At 63.4% G+C, this 20,405-nt stretch carries 20 protein-coding genes and 1 tRNA gene; 1 reads left to right on the forward strand and 20 read right to left on the reverse strand.

The window, feature by feature from the left end; genetic code table 11:
• Positions 1-35: 35 nt before the first annotated feature.
• The 16 genes from ACCQ16_RS13160 to tpiA all read right to left on the reverse strand — a co-directional run bounded on the left by ACCQ16_RS13160 (position 36) and on the right by tpiA (position 14,861).
• A complete protein-coding gene (locus tag ACCQ16_RS13160; RefSeq protein WP_031423322.1) occupies positions 36-1,538 on the reverse strand; it encodes an NADH-quinone oxidoreductase subunit M in 1,503 nt (500 codons plus the stop codon).
• 20 nt (positions 1,539-1,558) lie between these two features.
• Positions 1,559-3,718, reverse strand: coding sequence for an NADH-quinone oxidoreductase subunit L (gene nuoL, locus ACCQ16_RS13165; protein WP_029819747.1), 2,160 nt, complete (start codon positions 3,716-3,718; stop codon positions 1,559-1,561).
• 7 nt (positions 3,719-3,725) lie between these two features.
• Positions 3,726-4,031 (reverse strand): NADH-quinone oxidoreductase subunit NuoK, encoded by a 306-nt coding sequence (gene nuoK / locus ACCQ16_RS13170; protein ID WP_005914274.1) that lies wholly within the window; start codon positions 4,029-4,031, stop codon positions 3,726-3,728.
• The gene (locus tag ACCQ16_RS13175; protein ID WP_008570973.1) at positions 4,028-4,690 is read right to left on the reverse strand and encodes an NADH-quinone oxidoreductase subunit J; all 663 of its coding nucleotides are present in this window, start codon (positions 4,688-4,690) and stop codon (positions 4,028-4,030) included. The genes nuoK and ACCQ16_RS13175 overlap by 4 nt, the downstream gene beginning before the upstream one ends.
• Positions 4,691-4,694: 4 nt before the next feature.
• Positions 4,695-5,183: an NADH-quinone oxidoreductase subunit NuoI gene (nuoI, locus tag ACCQ16_RS13180; protein ID WP_003485557.1), complete on the reverse strand. Its 489-nt coding sequence runs from the start codon at positions 5,181-5,183 to the stop codon at positions 4,695-4,697.
• Positions 5,184-5,186: 3 nt separating this feature from the next.
• The gene (gene nuoH / locus ACCQ16_RS13185) at positions 5,187-6,278 is read right to left on the reverse strand and encodes an NADH-quinone oxidoreductase subunit NuoH (protein WP_008570972.1); all 1,092 of its coding nucleotides are present in this window, start codon (positions 6,276-6,278) and stop codon (positions 5,187-5,189) included.
• A complete protein-coding gene (gene nuoG, locus ACCQ16_RS13190; RefSeq protein ID WP_218533244.1) occupies positions 6,275-8,509 on the reverse strand; it encodes an NADH-quinone oxidoreductase subunit NuoG in 2,235 nt (744 codons plus the stop codon). The genes nuoH and nuoG overlap by 4 nt, the downstream gene beginning before the upstream one ends.
• Positions 8,506-9,840, reverse strand: a complete 1,335-nt coding sequence (gene nuoF, locus ACCQ16_RS13195; protein ID WP_003485551.1) for an NADH-quinone oxidoreductase subunit NuoF — start codon at positions 9,838-9,840, stop codon at positions 8,506-8,508. The genes nuoG and nuoF overlap by 4 nt, the downstream gene beginning before the upstream one ends.
• Before the next feature lie 3 nt (positions 9,841-9,843).
• Positions 9,844-10,371, reverse strand: a complete 528-nt coding sequence (gene nuoE, locus ACCQ16_RS13200; RefSeq protein WP_003485548.1) for an NADH-quinone oxidoreductase subunit NuoE — start codon at positions 10,369-10,371, stop codon at positions 9,844-9,846.
• The gene (locus ACCQ16_RS13205) at positions 10,368-11,675 is read right to left on the reverse strand and encodes an NADH-quinone oxidoreductase subunit D (RefSeq protein ID WP_008570969.1); all 1,308 of its coding nucleotides are present in this window, start codon (positions 11,673-11,675) and stop codon (positions 10,368-10,370) included. Before ACCQ16_RS13205 ends, nuoE begins: the two co-directional genes overlap by 4 nt.
• On the reverse strand, positions 11,672-12,424 hold the full coding sequence (locus ACCQ16_RS13210; protein WP_011347939.1) for an NADH-quinone oxidoreductase subunit C: 753 nt from the start codon (positions 12,422-12,424) through the stop codon (positions 11,672-11,674). The genes ACCQ16_RS13205 and ACCQ16_RS13210 overlap by 4 nt, the downstream gene beginning before the upstream one ends.
• Positions 12,425-12,460: 36 nt before the next feature.
• Entirely contained in the window at positions 12,461-13,015 is a 555-nt protein-coding gene (locus tag ACCQ16_RS13215) for a NuoB/complex I 20 kDa subunit family protein (RefSeq protein ID WP_005914280.1), read from the reverse strand.
• Entirely contained in the window at positions 13,006-13,362 is a 357-nt protein-coding gene (locus ACCQ16_RS13220) for an NADH-quinone oxidoreductase subunit A (protein ID WP_372379975.1), read from the reverse strand. Before ACCQ16_RS13220 ends, ACCQ16_RS13215 begins: the two co-directional genes overlap by 10 nt.
• A gap of 102 nt (positions 13,363-13,464) precedes the next feature.
• A tRNA-Leu gene (locus tag ACCQ16_RS13225) sits at positions 13,465-13,549 on the reverse strand.
• Between the two features lie 49 nt (positions 13,550-13,598).
• Positions 13,599-14,072, reverse strand: coding sequence for a preprotein translocase subunit SecG (gene secG / locus ACCQ16_RS13230; RefSeq protein WP_014090525.1), 474 nt, complete (start codon positions 14,070-14,072; stop codon positions 13,599-13,601).
• A 33-nt stretch (positions 14,073-14,105) separates the two neighbouring features.
• Complete coding sequence (tpiA, locus tag ACCQ16_RS13235; protein WP_008570966.1) at positions 14,106-14,861, reverse strand: triose-phosphate isomerase; 756 nt, start codon at positions 14,859-14,861, stop codon at positions 14,106-14,108.
• Positions 14,862-14,973: 112 nt separating this feature from the next.
• Here tpiA and ACCQ16_RS13240 point away from each other — a divergent pair, with 112 nt between their 5' ends.
• Positions 14,974-15,774 carry an SDR family NAD(P)-dependent oxidoreductase gene (locus ACCQ16_RS13240; protein WP_008570965.1) on the forward strand — a complete coding sequence of 267 codons (801 nt, stop codon included), beginning with the start codon at positions 14,974-14,976 and terminating at the stop codon, positions 15,772-15,774.
• A gap of 204 nt (positions 15,775-15,978) precedes the next feature.
• Here the strand turns inward: ACCQ16_RS13240 and ACCQ16_RS13245 are convergent, their stop codons facing one another.
• Genes ACCQ16_RS13245 through ACCQ16_RS13260 form a run of 4 tightly spaced genes read right to left on the reverse strand, consistent with a single transcriptional unit; the run spans position 15,979 to position 20,322 of the window.
• Positions 15,979-16,407 carry a group I truncated hemoglobin gene (locus tag ACCQ16_RS13245; protein ID WP_029819750.1) on the reverse strand — a complete coding sequence of 143 codons (429 nt, stop codon included), beginning with the start codon at positions 16,405-16,407 and terminating at the stop codon, positions 15,979-15,981.
• Complete coding sequence (locus tag ACCQ16_RS13250) at positions 16,407-17,279, reverse strand: DUF3034 family protein (RefSeq protein WP_218496252.1); 873 nt, start codon at positions 17,277-17,279, stop codon at positions 16,407-16,409. Before ACCQ16_RS13250 ends, ACCQ16_RS13245 begins: the two co-directional genes overlap by 1 nt.
• On the reverse strand, positions 17,276-19,642 hold the full coding sequence (locus ACCQ16_RS13255) for a putative bifunctional diguanylate cyclase/phosphodiesterase (protein WP_011347945.1): 2,367 nt from the start codon (positions 19,640-19,642) through the stop codon (positions 17,276-17,278). The genes ACCQ16_RS13250 and ACCQ16_RS13255 overlap by 4 nt, the downstream gene beginning before the upstream one ends.
• Positions 19,639-20,322, reverse strand: a complete 684-nt coding sequence (locus tag ACCQ16_RS13260) for a methylamine utilization protein (RefSeq protein ID WP_277572659.1) — start codon at positions 20,320-20,322, stop codon at positions 19,639-19,641. Before ACCQ16_RS13260 ends, ACCQ16_RS13255 begins: the two co-directional genes overlap by 4 nt.
• Positions 20,323-20,405: the final 83 nt, after the last annotated feature.

The following is a 20,405-nucleotide window of genomic DNA, read 5'->3' on the forward strand; positions in this document are numbered from 1 at the left end:
ATTAAATCCTGGAAATCAAAACGTACGGCAAGCGGTCAGAGCTTGGTCGCGGCAATCTGGGTCGCCAGCTTGGCGATCGACGGTTCCATCAGATCGGTCAGCGGCTTCGGGTACAGGCCAAGGGCCAGCACGCCAGCGGCGAACACCCCCAGCACGAATGCTTCGCGGCCATTGATGTCTTTCAGCTCGGCCACGTGTGCGTTGGCCACTTCGCCGAAGAACACGCGCTTGTACAGCCACAGCGTGTACGCAGCGGTGATCACCAGCGTGGTGGCTGCGCCGAAGGCAACCAACGGATGCTTCTGGAAGCTGGCTAGGATGACCATGAACTCGCCGACGAAACCACTGGTTCCCGGCAGGCCGGCATTCGCCATGAAGAACAACATGGCAAAGGTGGCGAACCAGGGCATCACGTTGACCACGCCGCCGTAATCGGCGATGCGACGGGTATGCATGCGGTCGTAAAGCACGCCGATGCACGAGAACATCGCGCCGGACACGAAACCGTGCGAGATCATCTGCACCATCGCGCCCTGCAGGCCCAGACGCGCAGCGTCAGTGCTGCCGTACTCGCGCACCAGGGTGAAGGCGATAAAGGTACCGAGCGTGACGAAACCCATGTGCGCGATGGACGAATACGCCACCAGCTTCTTCATGTCGTCCTGCACCAAGGCCACCAAGCCGACATAGATCACCGCAATCAGCGACAGCGTGATGACCAGCCAGGCGAACTCATGACTTGCGTCGGGCACGATCGGCAGGTTGAAGCGCAGGAAGCCGTAGCCGCCGATCTTCAACGCAATCGCCGCCAGGATCACCGAACCGGCGGTCGGCGCCTCGACGTGCGCGTCCGGCAACCAGGTGTGCACCGGGAACATCGGCACCTTGACCGCAAAGGCGATCAGGAATGCGAAGAAGATCCAGGTCTGTTCCTTGGCGGTCAGCTGCAGCGCATACAGGTCGGCGAGCTGGAAGCTGCCGCCCTTCAGATACAGATACACCAGGCCCACCAACATCAGCACCGAGCCGAGGAAGGTATAGAGGAAGAACTTCATCGCCGCGTAGATGCGCCGCGGGCCGCCCCAGACGCCGATGATCAGGAACATCGGGATCAGCATGGCTTCGAAGAATACGTAGAACAACATCGCGTCGGTGGCGGCGAAGATGCCGACCGTGACGCCTTCCAGAATCAGGAAGGCAGCGACGTACTGATTGACGCGCTTGTCGATCGAGCGCCAGGCTCCGATCAGGGCCAGCACCGTCACCAGCGTGGTCAGCACGATCAACGCGACCGCGATGCCATCCACGCCCAGGTTGTAGCCGATGTTGTAGGCCGGGATCCAGGCATGCAGTTCGATGAACTGCATGGCATCATTGGCAGTGTCGTAGCCCAGCAGCGGCAGACTCAGCGCAAAGGTCGCCACCGCTACCGCCAGGGACGCCCAGCGGGCAGTCTCGGCGTTGCGCAACGCAAGGATCAGGGCGCCGCCGATAATCGGCAGCCAGATCAAGATAGACAGTAAAGGCCAGTTCGACACGTTTTCTTATTCCGTACAGTTCAACGCCAGAAATGCATCAGTACCGCCAACAAGGCGATCAAACCGATGATCATTGCGAAGGCGTAGTGATAGAGGAAACCGGATTGCGTGCGACGCAGCAGATTTGCAGCCAGGTCGATCAGTCGGGCAGAACCGTTGACAACAGCGCCGTCGACCACATGGGTATCGACTGCACGTGACGCCTTGCCAAGAACAACGCCACCACCGGCGAAGCCATTGATCCAGAGCTTGTCGAAGCCGTACTTGTTTTCCAGCAACCACACGATCGGCGCGAATGTCTTGCGCGACTTTGTGGCCAGTTCCGGCTTCCACAGGTAGAACAGGGCAGCCAGCAGCAGGCCGGCAATCGTCAGGAAGAACGGAGCGGCCATCATGCCGTGCAGTGCGAAAGCAACCGGGCCGTGGAACTCTTCGGCCAATGCACCAACGGTATCGCGTGCCGGATCGTAGAAATCGACGATGCCAGTGAAGAACGAAACTGCCTGGCCCTGCATAGCGTGTGCTGCATGGTGGCCCTGCCAGTCGGTTCCGAACAACATCGGACCGATCGTGAAGAAGCCGATCGCGATCGATGGGATTGCTAACAAGACCAACGGCAGTGTTACCACCCACTTGGACTCATGCGGCTCGTGGGCACCATGGTGACCATGTCCATGATCGTCGTGGCCATGCGTGTCGTGGCCATGCGCATCGTGCGAGTGAACCTGCGCTTCGGCATCGGTATGCGCGCTGTCGTGATGCGAATGCGCGTCGTGCGCATGGGCGTCGCGGAACCGCTCCTTGCCGTGGAAGGTCAGGAACAGCAGACGGAAGCTGTAGAAACTGGTCACCAATACGCCGCCAAGCACAGCCCAGTAGCCATAGGTTGCGATCCAGCCATGCGACTCATGCGCATGATGCGCAGCCGCCTCGATAATGGTGTCCTTCGAGTAGAAGCCGGAGAAGAACGGCGTACCAACCAAGGCCAATGTACCGATCACGCTGGTCCAGTAGGTCACCTTCATGTACTTGCGCAGGCCACCCATCTTGCGCATGTCCTGCTCGTGGTGCATGCCGATGATCACCGAGCCGGCCGCCAGGAACAGCAGCGCCTTGAAGAAGGCATGGGTCATCAGGTGGAACACGGCTGCCGAATAGGCCGACACGCCCAATGCCACGGTCATGTAACCCAGCTGCGACAGCGTGGAGTACGCCACCACGCGCTTGATGTCGTTCTGCACGATACCGATCAGGCCGGTGAAGAAGGCTGTGGTCGCACCGATGAACAGGATGAAGTTCAGCGCTGTTTCCGACAGCTCGAACAGCGGCGACATACGCGCCACCATGAAGATGCCGGCGGTCACCATCGTTGCGGCGTGGATCAGCGCCGAGATCGGTGTCGGGCCTTCCATCGAGTCCGGCAGCCACACGTGCAACGGCACCTGGGCCGACTTGCCCATCGCACCGATAAACAGGCAGATGCAGATCAGCGTCATCACGCTCCATTCGTGGCCCGCGAACAGCTGCACCTTGGCGCCGGCCATGGTGGTCGCGTTGGCGAACACGGTGGAGTAATCCAACGAGCCGAACCACAACAGGACGCCGGCGATACCGAGGATGAAGCCAAAGTCGCCGACGCGGTTGACCAGGAACGCCTTCATGTTGGCGAACACGGCAGTCGGGCGCTTGAACCAGAAACCGATCAGCAGGTACGACACCAGGCCCACCGCTTCCCAGCCGAAGAACAGCTGCAGGAAGTTGTTGCTCATCACCAGCGTAAGCATGGAGAAGGTGAACAACGAGATGTAGCTGAAGAAGCGCTGGTAACCCGGGTCCTCTTCCATGTAGCCGATGGTGTAGATGTGCACCAACAGCGACACGAAGGTCACCACCACCATCATCATCGCAGTCAGGCGGTCGACCATGAAGCCGACATGTGCCGAGTAGTTGCCGACATCAAAGAATGTGTAGAGGTTCTGGTTGAACGGGCTGGCGCCCTGCTCCACCAGCTGATACAGCGTCAGGCACGACAGCACGCAGCTGACCGCAACACCGAGGATGGTGACGTACTGCGCGCCCTTGCGCCCGACCTGGCGCCCGAACAGGCCGGCGATGATGCTGCCGACCAGCGGTGCAAGCACCACTGCGATCAACAGACTCTTGGAGAGAGTGATTTCCATCTACAGGTCAGCCCTTCAACGTATCGACTTCGGCCACATTGATCGTGCGGCGCGTGCGGAACAGAGTCACCAGGATCGCAAGGCCGATTGCAGCCTCCGCAGCGGCAACCGTCAGAATGAAGAACACGAACAACTGACCGGCGGTATCGCCAAGCTCGCGCGAGAACGCGATGAAGTTGACGTTGACCGACAGCAACATCAACTCGATCGACATCAGCAGCACGATGACGTTCTTGCGGTTGAGGAAGATGCCGGCCAGCGAGATGCAGAACAGCACCGCGCCCAGTCCAAGCAGGTGGCCCAAGGTAATCAAGACTTCGCCTCCTGTCCGTCGGCCGCGTCGATTTGCGGCGCAACCTGTACCGGCTTTTCAACCGCCATTTTGACCATGCGCAGACGGTCGCCCGCCTTGACCCGGGACTGCTCGCCGGCATTCTGCAACTTGATGCCAGTGCGCTTGCGCAGGGTCAGCATCACTGCAGCCACCACCGCCACCGTCAGGATCACCGCGGCAAATTCGAAAGGCAGCAGAAATTCGGTGTACAGGCTCTTGGCCAACCAGGTCAGGTTTGAACTGTCAGCCGCTTGCGCAGCTGCGTTGTCTGCCGGGAACGGCGTGGCGCTGCGCGCCTTGACACCGATCAACGTGACCATCTGCGCGAGCATGGCCACCGCCACGATGACGCCGAGCGGCATGTACTTGACCCACCCCTCGCGCAAGCGGCTGGTATCGATGTCCAGCATCATCACCACAAAGAGGAACAGCACCATCACCGCGCCGACATAGACCAGCACCAGCGTCACGCCGAGGAATTCAGCCCCGACCAGCAGCCAGATGCATGCCATCGAGAAGAACGTGAGGATCAGGCACAACACGGCGTATACCGGGTTGCGCACGCTGATCACCGCACCGGCGGACACGACCGCGACGGCGGAGAAGGCGTAGAAAGCAAGAGTGACCCAGTCCATCATGACCTCAACGGAAGGCGGCATCGGCAGCGCGACGCTCGGCGATCTCGGTCTCTAACCGGTCTCCGATCGCCAGCAGCTGCGGCTTGTTGACAATGTTTTCGCCACGCTTCTCGAAGTGGTACTCGAGGATGTGCGTTTCGACAATCGAGTCCACCGGGCAGCTTTCTTCGCAGAAGCCGCAGAAGATGCACTTGAACAGGTCGATGTCGTAGCGCGTGGTGCGGCGGGTGCCGTCTTCGCGCTTGGCCGAGTCGATGGTGATCGCCAGCGCTGGGCACACCGCTTCGCACAGCTTGCAGGCGATGCAACGCTCTTCGCCGTTGGGATAACGGCGCAGCGCATGCAGGCCGCGAAAGCGCGGCGACTGCGGGAACTTCTCCATCGGATACAGCACGGTGTACTTGGGCTTGAACGTGTATTTCAACGTCAGCCACAAGCCGCCGAGCAGCTCGAGCAGCAGCAAGCTCTTGAAGTAATGGGTGATCTTGTTCATCAATTACACGCCCTTCTGGATCACGCCGTAAAACACCATCAACGCCGTCACTGCGATCCACACGATCGTGAGCGGAATGAAGACTTTCCAGCCCAGACGCATGATCTGGTCGTAGCGGTAACGCGGGAAGCTGGCGCGGAACCAGATATAGGCGCTGGCGAAGAAGAACACCTTCATCAGCAGCCACGGCCAGCCGCCCTTCCACAACCAGTCGATCCACGGCGAAACGTCCGCATTGACCCAGCCCTGGATCGGGCTCAACCAACCGCCGAGGAAGAAGATCGAGATCAGGAAGCTGACCAGGATCATGTTGGCGTATTCGGCCAGGAAGAACAGGGCGAACGCACCGCCGGAATATTCCACCATGTGACCGGCGACGATTTCCGATTCGCCTTCCACCACGTCGAACGGCGCGCGGTTGGTTTCGGCGACGCCAGAAACCCAGTACACGATGAACAACGGGAACAGCGGAATCAGGAACCAGTCAAAGAAACCGGAGTTGCCGGCCTGCGCGAACACGATCTGGCTCAGGTTGACACTGCCGGAGGCAATCATCACACCGACCAGCGCAAAGCCCATCGCGATTTCGTAGCTGACCACCTGCGCGGCCGAACGCATCGCGCCCAGGAAGGCGTATTTCGAGTTCGATGCCCAGCCGGCCAGGATGATGCCGTACACGCCCAGCGAGGTCATCGCCAGCAGATACAGCAGGCCGACGTTGGCATTGGACAACACCAGCTTCGCATCGAATGGTACTACCGACCATGCGGCGAAGGCCGGCGCCAGTGTCAGCAGCGGTGCGATGACGAACATCGCCTTGTGCGAGCTGGTTGGCTGCACGATTTCCTTGAACAGGAGTTTGAAGACGTCGGCGAAGGCCTGGAAGATGCCCATACCCACGTACATGGGCCCATGGCGCACGTGCATCCAGCCGATCAGCTTGCGCTCCCAGACCACGTAGAAGGCCACCGCCACGATCACCGGCACGGCGATCAGCAGGATCTTCAATACCGACCACAGCACCACGCCGCCATCGCCCAGCCCCAGGAACCACTGGTGCAACGGGTCGACCAGGTTCAACAACAATTCGTTCATGCAGCCACCACCGTTACACGACCGGCACCGAGCGGCGCGGTTGCGCCATGGCCGGATTCGATCCACACCGTGCCCGGTGCGACGCGCTTGTCCAGCACCACCGGCAACGTTGCCTTACCGGCATCGGTACCGACCTTGACCATCTGACCAGCCTGGACCTGCAACTGCGTCGCCTGCTCCGGATGCATCGCCACGCACGGCGCGATGTTGAGCGGATGCGACTGCAGCGCAGCGGCCCGACGCACCACCGCATCGGTGCGGTAGATCGCAGCAGTTGCAGCGACTTCCAGCCCGTTGCTGGCGGCCGCTGGTTGCGCCGACGCCGTTGGCGTCACGTTGCGGTTCTGCATGCCGGCGCGCAGGCCGACCAGGTCGATGAATTCGAAACCGGGCAGACCCAGTTCACCGCCAAGTGCACGCAGCACGCGCCAGCCCTCGCGCGCTTCGACCGGCAGGCGGCCAGCAGCACGTGCAGTCTGTACGCGGCCATCGAGATTGGTCAGCGATGCATCGATCTCCGGTAACGCACCGATCGGCAGAATCACATCGGCCACATCGCGCGTCGACGCACAGGCGAACTGGCTGAAGGCAACCACCTTGGCGCCTGCCAGCGCGCTGCGTGCAGCGGCGGCGTCGGCAAAATCCAGGCCTGGCTCGATGCCGTACAGCATGTACGCCTGACGCGGCTGGGCCAGCATGGCGGCGACATCGCGCGCGGTCGGCAGCACGCCCTGCGCCACCAGACCCACGGCATTGGCGCCTTGCGGGATGCGGCACAACGATGCGCCGGTTGCGGCAGCAAAATCGCGTGCGGCGGCACGCAACGCGGCAGCCTGCGGATGATTTTCGGCCAACGCACCGACCACGATCACGGCGCGGCTTGCAGCCTTGACCGCATCGCGCAGGGTCGCATCGCTCAGTGCACCCGCCAACTGCGACGGCGCCACCACGGTGCGGCTGGCCTGGCTGAAGGCGAAATCGAAGTCGACCGGGTTGACCGAGTGAATCTGCGTACGGTTCTGGATATGCGCCTTGCGCAGACGTGCGTGCAGCAACGGCAGCTCATGCCGCACATTGGTGCCGAACAATACCACCACGTCAGCCTGTTCGGTCTCCGCCAGCGGCGTGGCGAACGCTTCGGCTACCGCAGCGTCGGAGAAATCACGGTTGAGCAAACGGTGGTCCAGGTTGCCGCTGCCCAGACCTTCGGCCAGACGCGCGAGCAATGCGCCTTCTTCGTTGGACGTGGACGGATGCACCAACACGCCGAGCTGATCGCCGGCGTTTTCGCGCAGGATCTGCGTGGCGGCGGCCAGACCTTCGGCCCAGCTCACTTCAGTCCACTGCCCGTTGACCTTCTTCAGCGGCTTGACCGCACGGTCTTCGGCATACAGGCCCTGATGCGAATAACGGTCGCGGTCGGAGAGCCAGCATTCGTTGACTGCCTCATTCTCACGCGGCACGGTGCGCAGCACTTCGCCACGACGCACGTGCAGGAACAGGTTCGACCCCATCGCATCGTGGTAACCCAGCGATTCGCGCGCCATCAGTTCCCACGGACGCGCGCGGAACTGGAACACCTTGTTGGTCAGCGCGCCCACCGGGCAGACGTCGATGACGTTGCCGGAAATCTCGGTGGTCAGCGGCTTGCCGTCGTAGGTGCCGATCTGCAGGTTCTCGCCGCGATACATGCCACCCAGCTCGTAGGTGCCGGCAATATCAGCGGTGAAACGCACGCAACGGGTGCACTGGATGCAGCGGGTCATCTCGGTGGCGACCAGCGGACCGATGTCCTCGTCCGGCACCACCCGCTTGCGCTCGTTGAACCGGCTGACCGAACGGCCGTAGCCCAACGAGACGTCCTGCAGTTCGCACTCGCCGCCCTGATCGCAGATCGGGCAGTCCAGCGGGTGGTTGATCAGCAGGAATTCCATCACGCTGCGCTGGTACTTCAAAGCCTTTTCGCTACGCGTGGTGACCTTCATGCCATCCATCACCGGCGTGGCGCAGGCAGGCGACGGCTTGGGCGACTTTTCGACATCGACCAGGCACATGCGGCAGTTGGCCGCGATCGGCAGCTTCTCGTGGTAGCAGAAGCGCGGAATCGGGATGCCGGCCTTGTCGGCCGCCTGGATGATCATCGAGCCCTTCGGCACGACCAGACTCTGGCCGTCGATCTCGACGGTCACATGGTCCGGTGGCACGTTCGGGTTCACTGGTTGGGCGCTCATGCAGCCACTCCGACTTGCGTATCGACGATCGAACGACCGTTGACGATGTAGTACTCGAACTCGTCCCAGAACTGGCGCAGGAAGCCTTGAATCGGCCATGCCGCCGCTTCGCCGAACGCACAGATGGTATGGCCTTCGATCTGGCCAGCGACGGTGCGCAGCTGATGCAGGTCTTCCATCGTGGCCTTGCCGGCCACGATGCGCTCCAGCACGCGGTGCATCCAGCCGGTGCCCTCGCGGCACGGGGTGCACTGGCCGCAGGATTCCTTGTGGAAGAACTGCGAGATGCGGCAGGCGAAACGCACGCAGCAGACGCTGTCGTCCAGCACCACGATGGCACCCGAACCCAGGCCGGTGCCGAGCGCACGCAAGGTGTCGTAGTCCATCTGCAGGCCAGCCACCTGGTCGGCCTTCAGCACCGGCATCGACACGCCGCCAGGCACCACGCCCTTGAGCTTGCGACCCGGGCGCAGCCCGCCGGCCATTTCCAGCAGTTCGTCGAAGGTGGTGCCGAGCGGCACCTCGAAATTGCCGCCCTTCTGCACGCAACCGGACACCGAGAAGATCTTCGGGCCGCCGTTCTTGGTCTTGCTCAAACCGAGAAACCACTCCGGGCCATTGCGAATGATCGCCGGCACCGACGCATAGGTCTCGGTGTTGTTGATGGTGGTCGGCTTGCCGTACAGGCCGAAATTCGCGGGGAACGGCGGCTTGTAGCGCGGCTGGCCCTTCTTGCCTTCCAGCGATTCCATCAATGCGGTTTCTTCGCCGCAGATGTACGCGCCAGCGCCCAGCGCACCGTAGATGTCGATATCCACGCCGCTGCCGAGAATGTTCTTGCCCAACCAACCGTTGGCGTAGGCATCGGCCAGCGCCAGCTCGAAGTTTTCGAACGGCTCGTGGTGGAATTCGCCACGCAGGTAGTTGTAGCCCACCGTCGAGCCGGTGGCGTAGCAGGCGATCGCCATGCCCTCCACCACCGAATGCGGGTTGTAGCGCAGGATGTCGCGGTCTTTGCAGGTGCCCGGCTCGGATTCGTCCGAATTGCACAGGATGTACTTCTGCATCGTGCCCTTGGGCATGAACGACCATTTCAACCCGGTCGGAAAGCCCGCACCACCACGGCCGCGCAGGTTCGACGCCTTGACCATTTCGATAACATCGGCCGGCGGGATCTTCTCTTCGAGGATCTTGCGCAGCGCGGCGTAGCCACCGGTTTTCAGATAGCTCTCATACGACCACGGAGTGTCGTAGTGCAGGGTCGTGTAGACGACCTGATGCGGCTGCGGCGCCGGACCGACCGGGCCTGAGGGTGCGTGATGATGTGCCATGTCTTACTCCAGCCCGTCCAGCAGCGCGTCGACCTTTTCTTTCGTCAGATGCTCGTGATAGTGGCCATTGATGACCATCATCGGCGCCGCGGAGCAGGCAGCCAGGCACTCTTCTTCGCGCTTGAGGTAGACGCGACCATCGGCCGTCGACTGCCCCAGCTTGCAACCCAGCTTCTTTTCCGCGTGGGCCAGCAGATCCTCGGCGCCATTGAGCCAGCAGCTGATATTGGTGCAGAACGCCACGTTATGGCGGCCGACGCGCTCGGTCTCGAACATCGAGTAGAAGCTGGCGACCTCATAAGCCCATACCGGCGGCAGCTCCAGGTACTTGGCTACGCCCACGATCAATTCGTCGGTCAGCCAGCCCTGGTTCTGCTCCTGCGCGGCGTGCAGACCCTGCAGCACCGCCGAACGCTTGCGGTCCGGCGGGAACTTGGTCAGCCAGTGATCGATGTGGGCGCGCGTCTTGTCGCTCAGCACCACCTGCGGATCGACGTCGCGCGCCGCTTCGAAATTACCCGTCGCCTTCATCGGTCAACCTCACCGAAAACCAAATCGTAAGTACCGATCATCGCCACGACGTCGGCCAGCAAATAGCCACGCACCACCGCATCCATCGACGACAGATGCGCAAAACCCGGCGCGCGCAGATGCACGCGGAACGGCTTGTTGGCGCCGTCGGACATCAAGTAGCAACCGAACTCGCCCTTGGGTGCTTCCACCGCGCTATAGGTTTCGCCGGCCGGCACGCAATAGCCTTCACTGAACAGCTTGAAGTGATGGATCAGCGCTTCCATGTCGTCCTTCATGCCTTCTCGGCTGGGCGGAGCGACCTTGAAATTGGTGACCATGACCGGGCCCGGGTTGGCCTTCAGCCACTTCACGCACTGTTTGATGATGCGGTTGGATTCGCGCATCTCGGCCACGCGCACCAGGTAGCGGTCATAGCAGTCGCCGTTGGTGCCGACGGGGATATCGAAATCCACCGCGTCGTACTTGGCGTAGGGCTGCTTCTTGCGCAGATCCCACTCGATGCCCGAGCCACGCAACATCGGACCGGTCATGCCCCAGGCGCGTGCCAGATCCGGGCTGATTATGCCGACGTCGACGGTACGCTGCTTCCAGATGCGGTTATCGGTCAGCAGGGTCTCGTACTCGTCCACGCGTGCCGGGAAGGTATTGGTGAACTCCTCGAGGAAGTCCAGCATGGTGCCTTCGCGACCGGCATTGCGCTTCTTCAGCGCCCCGCCCTTGTGCCAACGCGACTCCTTGTACTGCGGCATGCGATCGGGTAGATCGCGGTAGACGCCGCCGGGACGGTAGTAGGCCGCGTGCATGCGCGCGCCACTGACCGCCTCGTAGACGTCCATCAGTTCTTCGCGCTCGCGGAATGCATACAGCATCACCGCCATCGCACCCAGATCGAGCGCATTGGAACCGACCCACATCAAATGGTTCTTGATGCGGGTGATCTCGTCGAACATGGTGCGGATGTACTGCGCACGCTCGGGTGCTTCGATCCCCATCAGGGATTCGATCGCGCGCACATAGGCGTGCTCGTTGCACATCATCGAGACGTAATCCAGACGATCCATGTACGGAACCGACTGGTTGAACGGCTTGGACTCGGCCAGCTTCTCGGTGCCACGGTGCAGCAGGCCGATATGCGGATCGGCACGCACCACGGTCTCGCCATCCATTTCCAGGATCAGGCGCAACACGCCGTGCGCCGCAGGATGCTGCGGGCCGAAGTTCATCGTGTAATTGCGGATTTCCTGCTTGCTTTCGACAGGATTGCTCGCGAAGGCATCGGTTGCCTGGCGGAACTCACTCACTTGGCAGTCTCCGACTTGCCCACTTCACCAGCGGCAGTCTCATAACGGGCATCGTCGCGAATGACGCGCGGCACGCCGACGCGCGGCTCGACCGAGGTCACCGGCTCGTACACCACGCGCTTGCGCTCCTCGTCGTAACGCACTTCGACGTTGCCGATCAGCGGAAAGTCCTTGCGGAACGGGTGGCCGACGAATCCGTAGTCGGTCAGGATGCGGCGAAGGTCCGGGTGCCCATCGAACACGATGCCGAACAGGTCGAACGCCTCGCGCTCGAACCAGTTCACGCCCGGCCAGATATCGGTCAACGACGCCACCACCGGCACCTGCTCGTCCGGTGCGTAGCAACGCACGCGCAGACGCTGGTTGTGCTGGTAGGAAATCAGCTGTGCGACCACCGCAAAACGTTGCTTGGGCAGCTGCTGCGGCTGCGCGCCAGCAGAGCTTTCCTGGCTGGGGAACTCGCCCCAGGCGAAACGGCCGACGGCCTTGCCTTCGACGCCGCGACTGAAGCCCTGCGACGACACGTCGGCGGTATCCCACTCGTCGCTGCCGTAGCCCAGGTAATCGACGCCACACAGGTCGCTGAGCTGTTCGAAACCGAGCTCGTCACGCAGTGCAAGACAGGTGGCGTGCCAATCGGCGGCCGCGACTTCCAGCGTCACTTCGCCGCGCGGCAATGCCACGGCAATCTGCGCACCGGCGAAACGTGCCGCAAGTCGGTCAGTGAAGGAGGATGCTTGCTCTGCCATGGGGGCTTGGCTGCTCTCGGTAGAAGAAGACGGGTGTCAGCGCGCGATCGTCTGGGTACGCCAGATCTTCTTCTGCAGCTGCAAGATGCCGTAGACCAGCGCCTCGGCGGTCGGCGGGCAGCCCGGGACGTAGATGTCCACCGGCACGATGCGGTCGCAACCGCGCACCACCGAATACGAATAGTGATAGTAGCCGCCGCCGTTGGCGCAGCTGCCCATCGAGATGACCCACTTCGGATCGGGCATCTGGTCGTAGACCTTGCGCAGCGCCGGGGCCATCTTGTTGACCAGGGTACCGGCCACGATCATCACGTCGGACTGACGCGGCGACGGGCGGAACACCACGCCGTAGCGGTCCAGATCCAGGCGCGAGGCGCCCGCGTGCATCATCTCGACGGCGCAGCACGCCAGACCGAAGGTCATCGGCCACATCGAGCCGGTACGCGCCCAGTTGAGCAGCGCATCGACGCTGGTGGTCACGTAGCCCTTTTCGAGCAACGGGTTTTCGCCTTCCGGGCGCAGGATGTCTTCCACCCGGCCTTCCGGCATCGGGTTGGTCATCAGACTATCCAGGGTCTGAATCACTCCCATTCCAGCGCTCCCTTCTTCCACACGTAGATAAAGCCGAGGAACAACATGCCGACGAACAGCCCCATGGTGACCAGCGAACGTGCGCCGATCTCCATGAACACCTGCGTCCACGGCACGATGAAGATGATTTCCAGATCGAACACGATGAACTGGATCGCGATCAGGTAGTAGCGCACATCGAACTTCATGCGCGCGTCTTCGAAGGCTTCGAAGCCGCACTCGTAAGGCGAGAGCTTGCGCGGGTCCGGGCTACGCGGACCGAGGAATCGACCGACCAACATCAGCACGATGCCGATACCGGTGGCGACGATCAGAAACAGCAGACTCGGAAAATATTCGGCCAGCACAGCGATTCTCTCTTGCCTCTGCCCGCACGCGCCGCGTGCCGGCATGGGGTATAGGCAGACCCCGCGCGCGACAAGCGATGCGCAGGAACTGCAGCCAAACAATGGTGCCCAAGAGGGGACTCGAACCCCTACGACCTAAGTCGCTACCACCTCAAGGTAGTGCGTCTACCAATTCCGCCACCTGGGCATACGTTGCGCCGCTGGGCATCCCAGTGCGCAGCGTATTGTAACCGGCTTCAGCGTTTTTGTGCTGGTTCTGAAGCGTTTTCTTCGCTTGCTGCAGGCGCCGGCTGCGCCGGTGCGGACTGCGCAGGCGCCACTGCCGGGGCGGCGGCCGGAGCCGGCTGCGACGGAGCGGTCGGCACCGCACCTGCGGCCGGGGCCTGCGGCAACGGCTGGGTGAGCTCGCCGGCGGCGGCCGGAGCCGGGGTTGCCGACTGCGACATCACACCCAGGTTCTGATCCGTAGGACGTGCGCCGTGCGTGGCGTACCACGCCATGAACAGGCTGATGCTGAAGAACACCACCGCCAGCCACTTGGTCGACTTGGACAGGAAGTTCGACGCACCCTGCGAACCGAACACGGTGCCGGACGCGCCGGCGCCGAAGCCGGAGCCGGCCGCCGCACCTGCGCCACGCTGCATCAGGATCAGCGCAATCATCGCCAGGGCGACCAGCACGTAGACCACATTGAGGATCAACATCAGCATTTCGAAATCCGTCCCCGGACAAAACTTAATGGGTTAGCACGCGGCCGCCGCGCGTGCGATGGCCAGGAAATCTTCGGCGACCAGTGACGCGCCTCCGACCAGCCCGCCATCGACGTCAGGCTGCGCGAACAGCTCGCCGGCGTTGTCGGGCTTGACACTGCCCCCGTACAGGATGGGCAACGAATCGGCGATTCTAGCATCCGCCTTCGCGACTTCGCCACGCAGGAAGGCGTGTACGGCCTGCGCCTGCTCCGGGGTCGCAGTGCGGCCGGTGCCAATGGCCCAGATCGGTTCGTAGGCCAGCACCGCGCCTGCGAAACCGGCGCTGCCGACCAGCGCCAGGACCGGGTCGAGCTGGGCACGTAGGATTGCCTCGGTCTGACCGGCTTCACGCTGTTCCAGCGATTCGCCCACGCACAGCACCGGAATCAGTCCAGCATGGATGGCGGCGGCAAACTTGCGTGCCACCAGCTCGCTGCTCTCATGGTGATACTGGCGGCGCTCGGAGTGGCCGACCAGCCCGTAGCCGGCACCGACATCGACCAGCATGGAGGCCGAGACCTCGCCGGTGTAGGCGCCCTTCTCATTACTGCTGACGTCCTGGGCTCCGAACGACAGGTGATGGGCCTCGAAATCCTCGATCAGGTCGCCGAGGTAAGGCAGTGGCGGCAGGATGACGACTTCGACACCCTCCAGGGGCATGTGCGCGGCCACCTTGGCCACCAGCTCGGTGGCGAAGGCGCGGCTGCCATGCAGCTTCCAATTTCCGGCAACGATCTTTCGACGCATCAGGCGCAGGTTCCTGAGTTGAAGACAGGCGACAGAATAGCCCAAGGGCTGGCAGCAACCGGCACACTTCTGTCCGCCAGATGTCCTTCCCCTCCCCTTACAGGAACCTGCCATGTCCGTTTCGCCTGTCTTCGCCTTGATCACCGGCGCCTCCAGCGGCATTGGCCGCGAGATTGCGCGCGCATACGCCAGGCGCGGCGTGCCGTTGATCCTGACCGCACGACGGGTGGACCGGCTGCAGGCATTGGCCGAGGAATTGCGCAGCACGGTTCGGGTGGAAGTGCTGCCGGCCGATCTGGCCGACCCTGCCGCGGCCGAGGCGCTGGCAACGCAGATCCAGCGCAACGGCTGGACCGTGGGCACGCTGGTCAACAACGCCGGTTACGGCGTGCCGGGCCGCTACCTGCATCACGACTGGGCCACGCATGCGCGCTTCCTGCAGGTGATGGTGGGCGCGGTGTGCGAACTGACCTGGCGACTGCTGCCGATGATCCGTGCCAGCGGCCAGGGCCGCATTCTCAACGTGGCCTCGTTCGCCGCACTGACGCCCAGCGCCGATGGGCAGACCCTGTATGCGGCCAGCAAGAGCTTCATGCTGCGCTTCAGCGAATCGCTGGCGCTGGAAAACGCCGATTGCGCGGTCAAGGTCTGCGCGCTGTGTCCGGGCTTTGCCTGGTCCGAATTCCACGACGTGACCGGCACCCGCGAGGCGATGTCCACCCTGCCCGCCTGGGCCTGGCTGCAGGCCGATGCAGTGGCCGAATATGGAATCGCCGCACTGGAGCGCGGCCAGGTGCTGGCGGTACCGGGCTGGCGCTATCGGCTGGTCAACGCAGCACTGCGGCTGTTGCCGCATGCGTTTGCCCTACGCCTGATGGCGCGCGGCTCGCATCGGGTGCGGCCGCTGGAATGATGCATCGGCAGGCTGCGTGTGCGGGCCATATCGCCTGTGCTCGGCAGCGCTTCGTGCCCGCCTTCGACCCGGGCGACCGGAGGGCTTGCGACGACCACGCAAGCGCATGTATCGAGCGTCAGATGATTTGGATGCACGCGCATGCCAGCGCAAGTCGGCATCAGCTCACGCACCTTCCCGCCAACGCTAAACCACCCGCTTGCTTCAGTGATTGACGATCTCGCCGTGCATGGCCGCCAGACGCGCCAGCAGGCGGTTTTGCGTGCGACGCGGAATCTTGCGCTGATCCATGGCCCAGTTCAGATCCTCGACCAGGGCATTGAAGTCGCCTTCGCGGATGGCCAGGTGCGCGTGCGCCTGCTGCATCGATTTGGCGGTGTCCGGGCATGGGCCGTCGGCGACATGGCAGAACTTCTGCACCAGGCGCTCGTTGAGCATGACGATATTGACGCGCGCGAATTTATCGACGATGCGTGGATCGTCGGCGATGCGCGAGAGCATGGTTTCCACCAGCGCTTCGATGCCGGCCTGCCCGCCGAGTTCGTCGTACAGCGTCTGCCGCGATTGCGTGCTGGCGCAGGCGCCCGTCAGGCCCAGCACGCAGAGCAGCGACCAGCGCAGCCATCGGTTCATCAGAACGCCACCTGCAAGGAGAGATAAGGGCCGCGCTGATCGGCAAGCGTGGCGATGTCGCCAAGATCGGCGAATGCAGCGGTCAACGAGACATGCTTGCTCGGGAACCAGGCAACGAATGCATCTGCCCACGCTTGCTCGCGCGCAAAGCCGAGGTTATTGGGTTTGTCGCGATATTCCACACCCACTGCCCAGGACGGCGACAGCACGACGGCGGCGCTGACTTCCGGAACCAGGCGATAGCTGTTGCGGCGATCGCCGCCGAAGCCGAGCAAGCCGGCCTGGTTGGCGCGGGTAGCGCGCAAGGTGCCGTTGAGCAGCAGCTGATATCCAGCAGCGCCCTGCAGCAACAAGCGGCTTGCGCTGACATAGATGTCGGTGCCGTGATCGTCGCGCGCACCGATCGCCAACGGCAAGGTGCCGTTGCGCAGGCGTTTGTACTGCACGCCCAGGCTGACTTGTGGCGCATGTCCGTACACAAGGTCGCCGACCACGCGCACCTTGGCACCGAACACGTCCTGGCCAAGCGCATTCCATGGCAAGCCGAGCCGGTCCTGCAAGGTGCCCAGATCCAGGCGCTGGCGGGCAAGCGACAGTTCCAGCCGATTGCCGACCGTGAGCGCGGCGCCCTGCACGTCGAGACGGTAATCGCCGCTGTCGACATGGGTTGCGAACGCGACGGTGCCAAGCTCGTCGCGCGTACCGTACCCGGACAACGTGGCCCACGGCACGATGCCGCCGCCGCTACTGCCTTCGATCATCGACACGCCGCCGGTGGCGAGCAGGCGCCCGTCGCCGGCCAGGGCATGCAGCGGCGCGAACACGCCGGCCACCGCAGCGGCAACAAGCGCAACACGCAGATGCCCGCTCATCGCTGCACTCCTGCATGCGCTGGCGTGGTGATGCCGAGTTGGCGCATGCACCAGGCCACCAGCGGCGCTTCTTCCAGCGGTGGCGAATACAGATAGCCCTGCACCATGTCGCAGCCGTAGCCGCGCAGCAACGCGAGGGCCGCGGCGTTCTCGACGCCTTCGGCAATCACGCTCAGCCCTAGGTTATGCCCCAGATCGATCGTGCTGCGCACGATGAAGGCATCGTCGGTGCCTTCGGCCAACTGCATGACGAAACTCTTGTCGATCTTCAATTCGTTCACCGGCATGCGCTTGAGTTGTGCCAACGAGGAATAGCCGGTGCCGAAGTCGTCGATGGACAGGCGCACGCCGACACTGCGCAACTGATGCAGCATGTGCAGCGCGAATTCGACATCGCGCATCAGGGCACTTTCGGTCAATTCCAGTGTGACCGACTGCGCTGGCACGGCATGATGCTCCAGGCAGCCGCGGACGAAGTCGGGCAATCCGGGATCGGACAGATCCAGTGCCGACAGGTTGATGGCCATGCCCAGTTCCAGCCCCTGCTTGCGCCATTGCGCCTGGCAGCGCAGCGCTTGGTCCAGCACGAAGCGGGTGAGCGGATGGATCACGCCGGAGTGTTCGGCAAGTGGGATGAATTCGTCCGGGCCGATCGGCCCGAGCACCGGATGATGCCAGCGCACCAGCACTTCGACCTGTTCGACATGATCGGTGCGCAGACAAATCTTGGGCTGGAAGCGCAAGGTGAGTTCATTGGCGCCGATGGCCTGACGCAGATCGCCGGTGAGGCGCAAACGCCGCAAATGCTGTTCGTCCTGGCCCATGCGGTAGACGCTGGCGCCGAAGGCGGCCGTCGTACCGACCTGCCGCCGTGCAATGTCGGCCCGGCGCAACAAGGTGTCCGGGTCGGCGCCGTGCTCGGGAATCAAGGCGATGCCGATGCTGGCTTCGAGCTGGATGCGCGCCTGCGGCAACACCAGCGGGCGGCGCAACTGCAGCAGCAGGCGCTGCGCATCCTGCTGCACGCTGGCCGCATCGGCTTGCGCCACCACCACCATGAATTCATCGCTTCCCAGCCGGCCCACCAGGTTGGGCTCCTGCACGACCTCCACCAACCGACGCCCGGCTTCCACCAATACCTGGTCGGCGAAGTCGTGGCCCAGGCTGTCGTTGAGTTCCTTGAAGCGCTCCAGATCCAGGATCAGCACCGCGGCGGTGCCACCGGATGCCACGGTCTGATCCACCACGTCCTTCAAGCGCTCCAGCAACCAGATCCGGTTAGGCAACCCAGTCAGGGCGTCATGGCGGGCCTGATGCAGGATGTGCTGTTCGCGGCTGGCGATCTGGTGCTGCATGCGCCCGAAACTGTCGGCCAGTTCAGCGAGTTCGCGGCCTGGCGGCACCTGCACGGCGGTGCGGTAGTCGCCGCGCTGAATGCGCCGCGCGGCCTGCACCAGTTGCGCCACCGGTTTGCTCACGCTGCGCGCAAGAAAAATCGCCACGCCCAGTGCAGCGACCGTGGCCAAGCCTGCCAGCAGCAGGATCCGCAGCTTGAGGATGCGGTACGGCGCCACGGCGCGATCCAGCGATGCCTGCAAGGCCACCCGCACCTGGCTGTCGCCCTGGATCGATTGCAGCCTGACCAGATAACGCGACTCATCCAGCGTCAGCGGGATCGATGCAGCCTGCACCTTCTCGGCCAGGGGCAGCTGCTGCGCGAATTGGGCGCGCGCCGAGGGCTCCAGGGTGGAGGCCAGCACGCGCACCGGCGGGCCATCGGTAAAGAAGGTCGCATCCAGCCCGGTGGTGGTGCGGAAATCCTGCGCCAGGCCATCGCCGGATTCGTTGCCGATCCCAATCCAGCCGACCCGGTTCGGCGCCAGCACCTGCACCACCGCCAACCGCACGATGTGCTGATTCAGCGCCACCACACCGACCGCGCGTCCATCGCGCTGCGCTTGCTGCAGCAAGGCCTGCACCGCACGCAATTGTTCGGCTTGCGGCACGTCGGCCAGGCCGGTCAAGAATTGGCCATCGGGCGACAGCAAGAGCGCGGTTTGCGCCGACATGCGCGCGGCGTGGTTACGCAAGGCCGACTGCATGGTCGGCACATCGCCGCTTGCAACGGCCGCACGAAACCCGAAATCGTCGGCCAGCACCGACGCCGACTGCAGCAGCTGTTCGTCGCGGCGCACGTTGATGCGTTGCCAGACCCGCTGCCCGATCTCCAGCTCTTCGCCAAGTTGCGCCTTGACGCTGCGCTCGGTCGCCACCTGAACGGCAAGGAAGGTCAGCGCCTGGGTGGCAAGCACGACCAGCACGAGCAAGGCCGCGATGCGGGTATGCAGGCGCATCGACCTCATGGGCGCGGCTTCTTCGGGTCGGCGTTACGGAACTTGTCCTGCAGGGCGCGCACGCGCGCATCCGGTGGCGCCACGGCCGGCGCGGCGCCGGTGGTCTGCAGGGTCACGCGGCGCTGTACTGGTTCGCGTGCGATCACCAACGGCTCGCTGCTGGCCGCGCCCTTGATGCGCGGGTGCCAGACCCGCAGCGTGTAATTGCCCGCAGGCGCCTCCAGCTGGGCGCGGCCATCGCTGCCGGTCTTGCCGAAATACGGCGTGTCCAGCACCACGATGTACCCCAGCATCCAATCGTGGATGTTGCAGCCGATGGTGACCAGACCCGCCTGGTCGAAACGCACCGGCGTTGCGATGGTGCCTTGAAACAGCGGCAGCTCGAAGCGCTTGGCCGGAGAGAACGAATACACCTGGTGGCGAATCTGATCGTTGTTCGGAAAGCGCACCAGGGTGCCGGTGCGCACTGCGAGCACGGCAGGCACGAACTGCGAATTGACCTGATCCATCTCCGCAGTCTTGGCCGCGGCTGGCGGAGCCGGCCGCGCCGGCTCCAGGCTCACGACCGCATCGACCAGCACGCCGCCGGCATCGGCGACGGTCACATTGACCGCTGTCGCCGACACCGATCCTGCGCCGGCACAGGCCGCCAGCACCGACACGACACCCAGCCATTTGATCCATCGCATGCGCACGCCCCCAGCCCTGTGCAATCGGCAGCGGGCGCCAGGCGAGTCCGACGTCGCGCTAGCGATTAGCCTCGGTTATCGGC

The organism is Xanthomonas sp. NCPPB 1062, from assembly GCF_041481705.2.
Taxonomy (GTDB): domain Bacteria; phylum Pseudomonadota; class Gammaproteobacteria; order Xanthomonadales; family Xanthomonadaceae; genus Xanthomonas; species Xanthomonas euvesicatoria.

What these genes read in the sequence shown, in the direction of transcription:
- nuoL (WP_029819747.1), bottom strand. Translation starts at nt 3,718, where the DNA reads ATGGAAATCACTCTCTCCAAGAGTCTGTTGATCGCAGTGGTGCTTGCA.
- ACCQ16_RS13175 (WP_008570973.1), bottom strand. Translation starts at nt 4,690, where the DNA reads ATGATGGACTGGGTCACTCTTGCTTTCTACGCCTTCTCCGCCGTCGCG.
- nuoI (WP_003485557.1), bottom strand. Translation starts at nt 5,183, where the DNA reads ATGAACAAGATCACCCATTACTTCAAGAGCTTGCTGCTGCTCGAGCTG.
- nuoH (WP_008570972.1), bottom strand. Translation starts at nt 6,278, where the DNA reads ATGAACGAATTGTTGTTGAACCTGGTCGACCCGTTGCACCAGTGGTTC.
- nuoG (WP_218533244.1), bottom strand. Translation starts at nt 8,509, where the DNA reads ATGAGCGCCCAACCAGTGAACCCGAACGTGCCACCGGACCATGTGACC.
- nuoF (WP_003485551.1), bottom strand. Translation starts at nt 9,840, where the DNA reads ATGGCACATCATCACGCACCCTCAGGCCCGGTCGGTCCGGCGCCGCAG.
- nuoE (WP_003485548.1), bottom strand. Translation starts at nt 10,371, where the DNA reads ATGAAGGCGACGGGTAATTTCGAAGCGGCGCGCGACGTCGATCCGCAG.
- ACCQ16_RS13210 (WP_011347939.1), bottom strand. Translation starts at nt 12,424, where the DNA reads ATGGCAGAGCAAGCATCCTCCTTCACTGACCGACTTGCGGCACGTTTC.
- ACCQ16_RS13215 (WP_005914280.1), bottom strand. Translation starts at nt 13,015, where the DNA reads ATGGGAGTGATTCAGACCCTGGATAGTCTGATGACCAACCCGATGCCG.
- secG (WP_014090525.1), bottom strand. Translation starts at nt 14,072, where the DNA reads ATGCTGATGTTGATCCTCAATGTGGTCTACGTGCTGGTCGCCCTGGCG.
- tpiA (WP_008570966.1), bottom strand. Translation starts at nt 14,861, where the DNA reads ATGCGTCGAAAGATCGTTGCCGGAAATTGGAAGCTGCATGGCAGCCGC.
- ACCQ16_RS13240 (WP_008570965.1), top strand. Translation starts at nt 14,974, where the DNA reads ATGTCCGTTTCGCCTGTCTTCGCCTTGATCACCGGCGCCTCCAGCGGC.
- ACCQ16_RS13245 (WP_029819750.1), bottom strand. Translation starts at nt 16,407, where the DNA reads ATGAACCGATGGCTGCGCTGGTCGCTGCTCTGCGTGCTGGGCCTGACG.
- ACCQ16_RS13250 (WP_218496252.1), bottom strand. Translation starts at nt 17,279, where the DNA reads ATGAGCGGGCATCTGCGTGTTGCGCTTGTTGCCGCTGCGGTGGCCGGC.
- ACCQ16_RS13255 (WP_011347945.1), bottom strand. Translation starts at nt 19,642, where the DNA reads ATGAGGTCGATGCGCCTGCATACCCGCATCGCGGCCTTGCTCGTGCTG.
- ACCQ16_RS13260 (WP_277572659.1), bottom strand. Translation starts at nt 20,322, where the DNA reads ATGCGATGGATCAAATGGCTGGGTGTCGTGTCGGTGCTGGCGGCCTGT.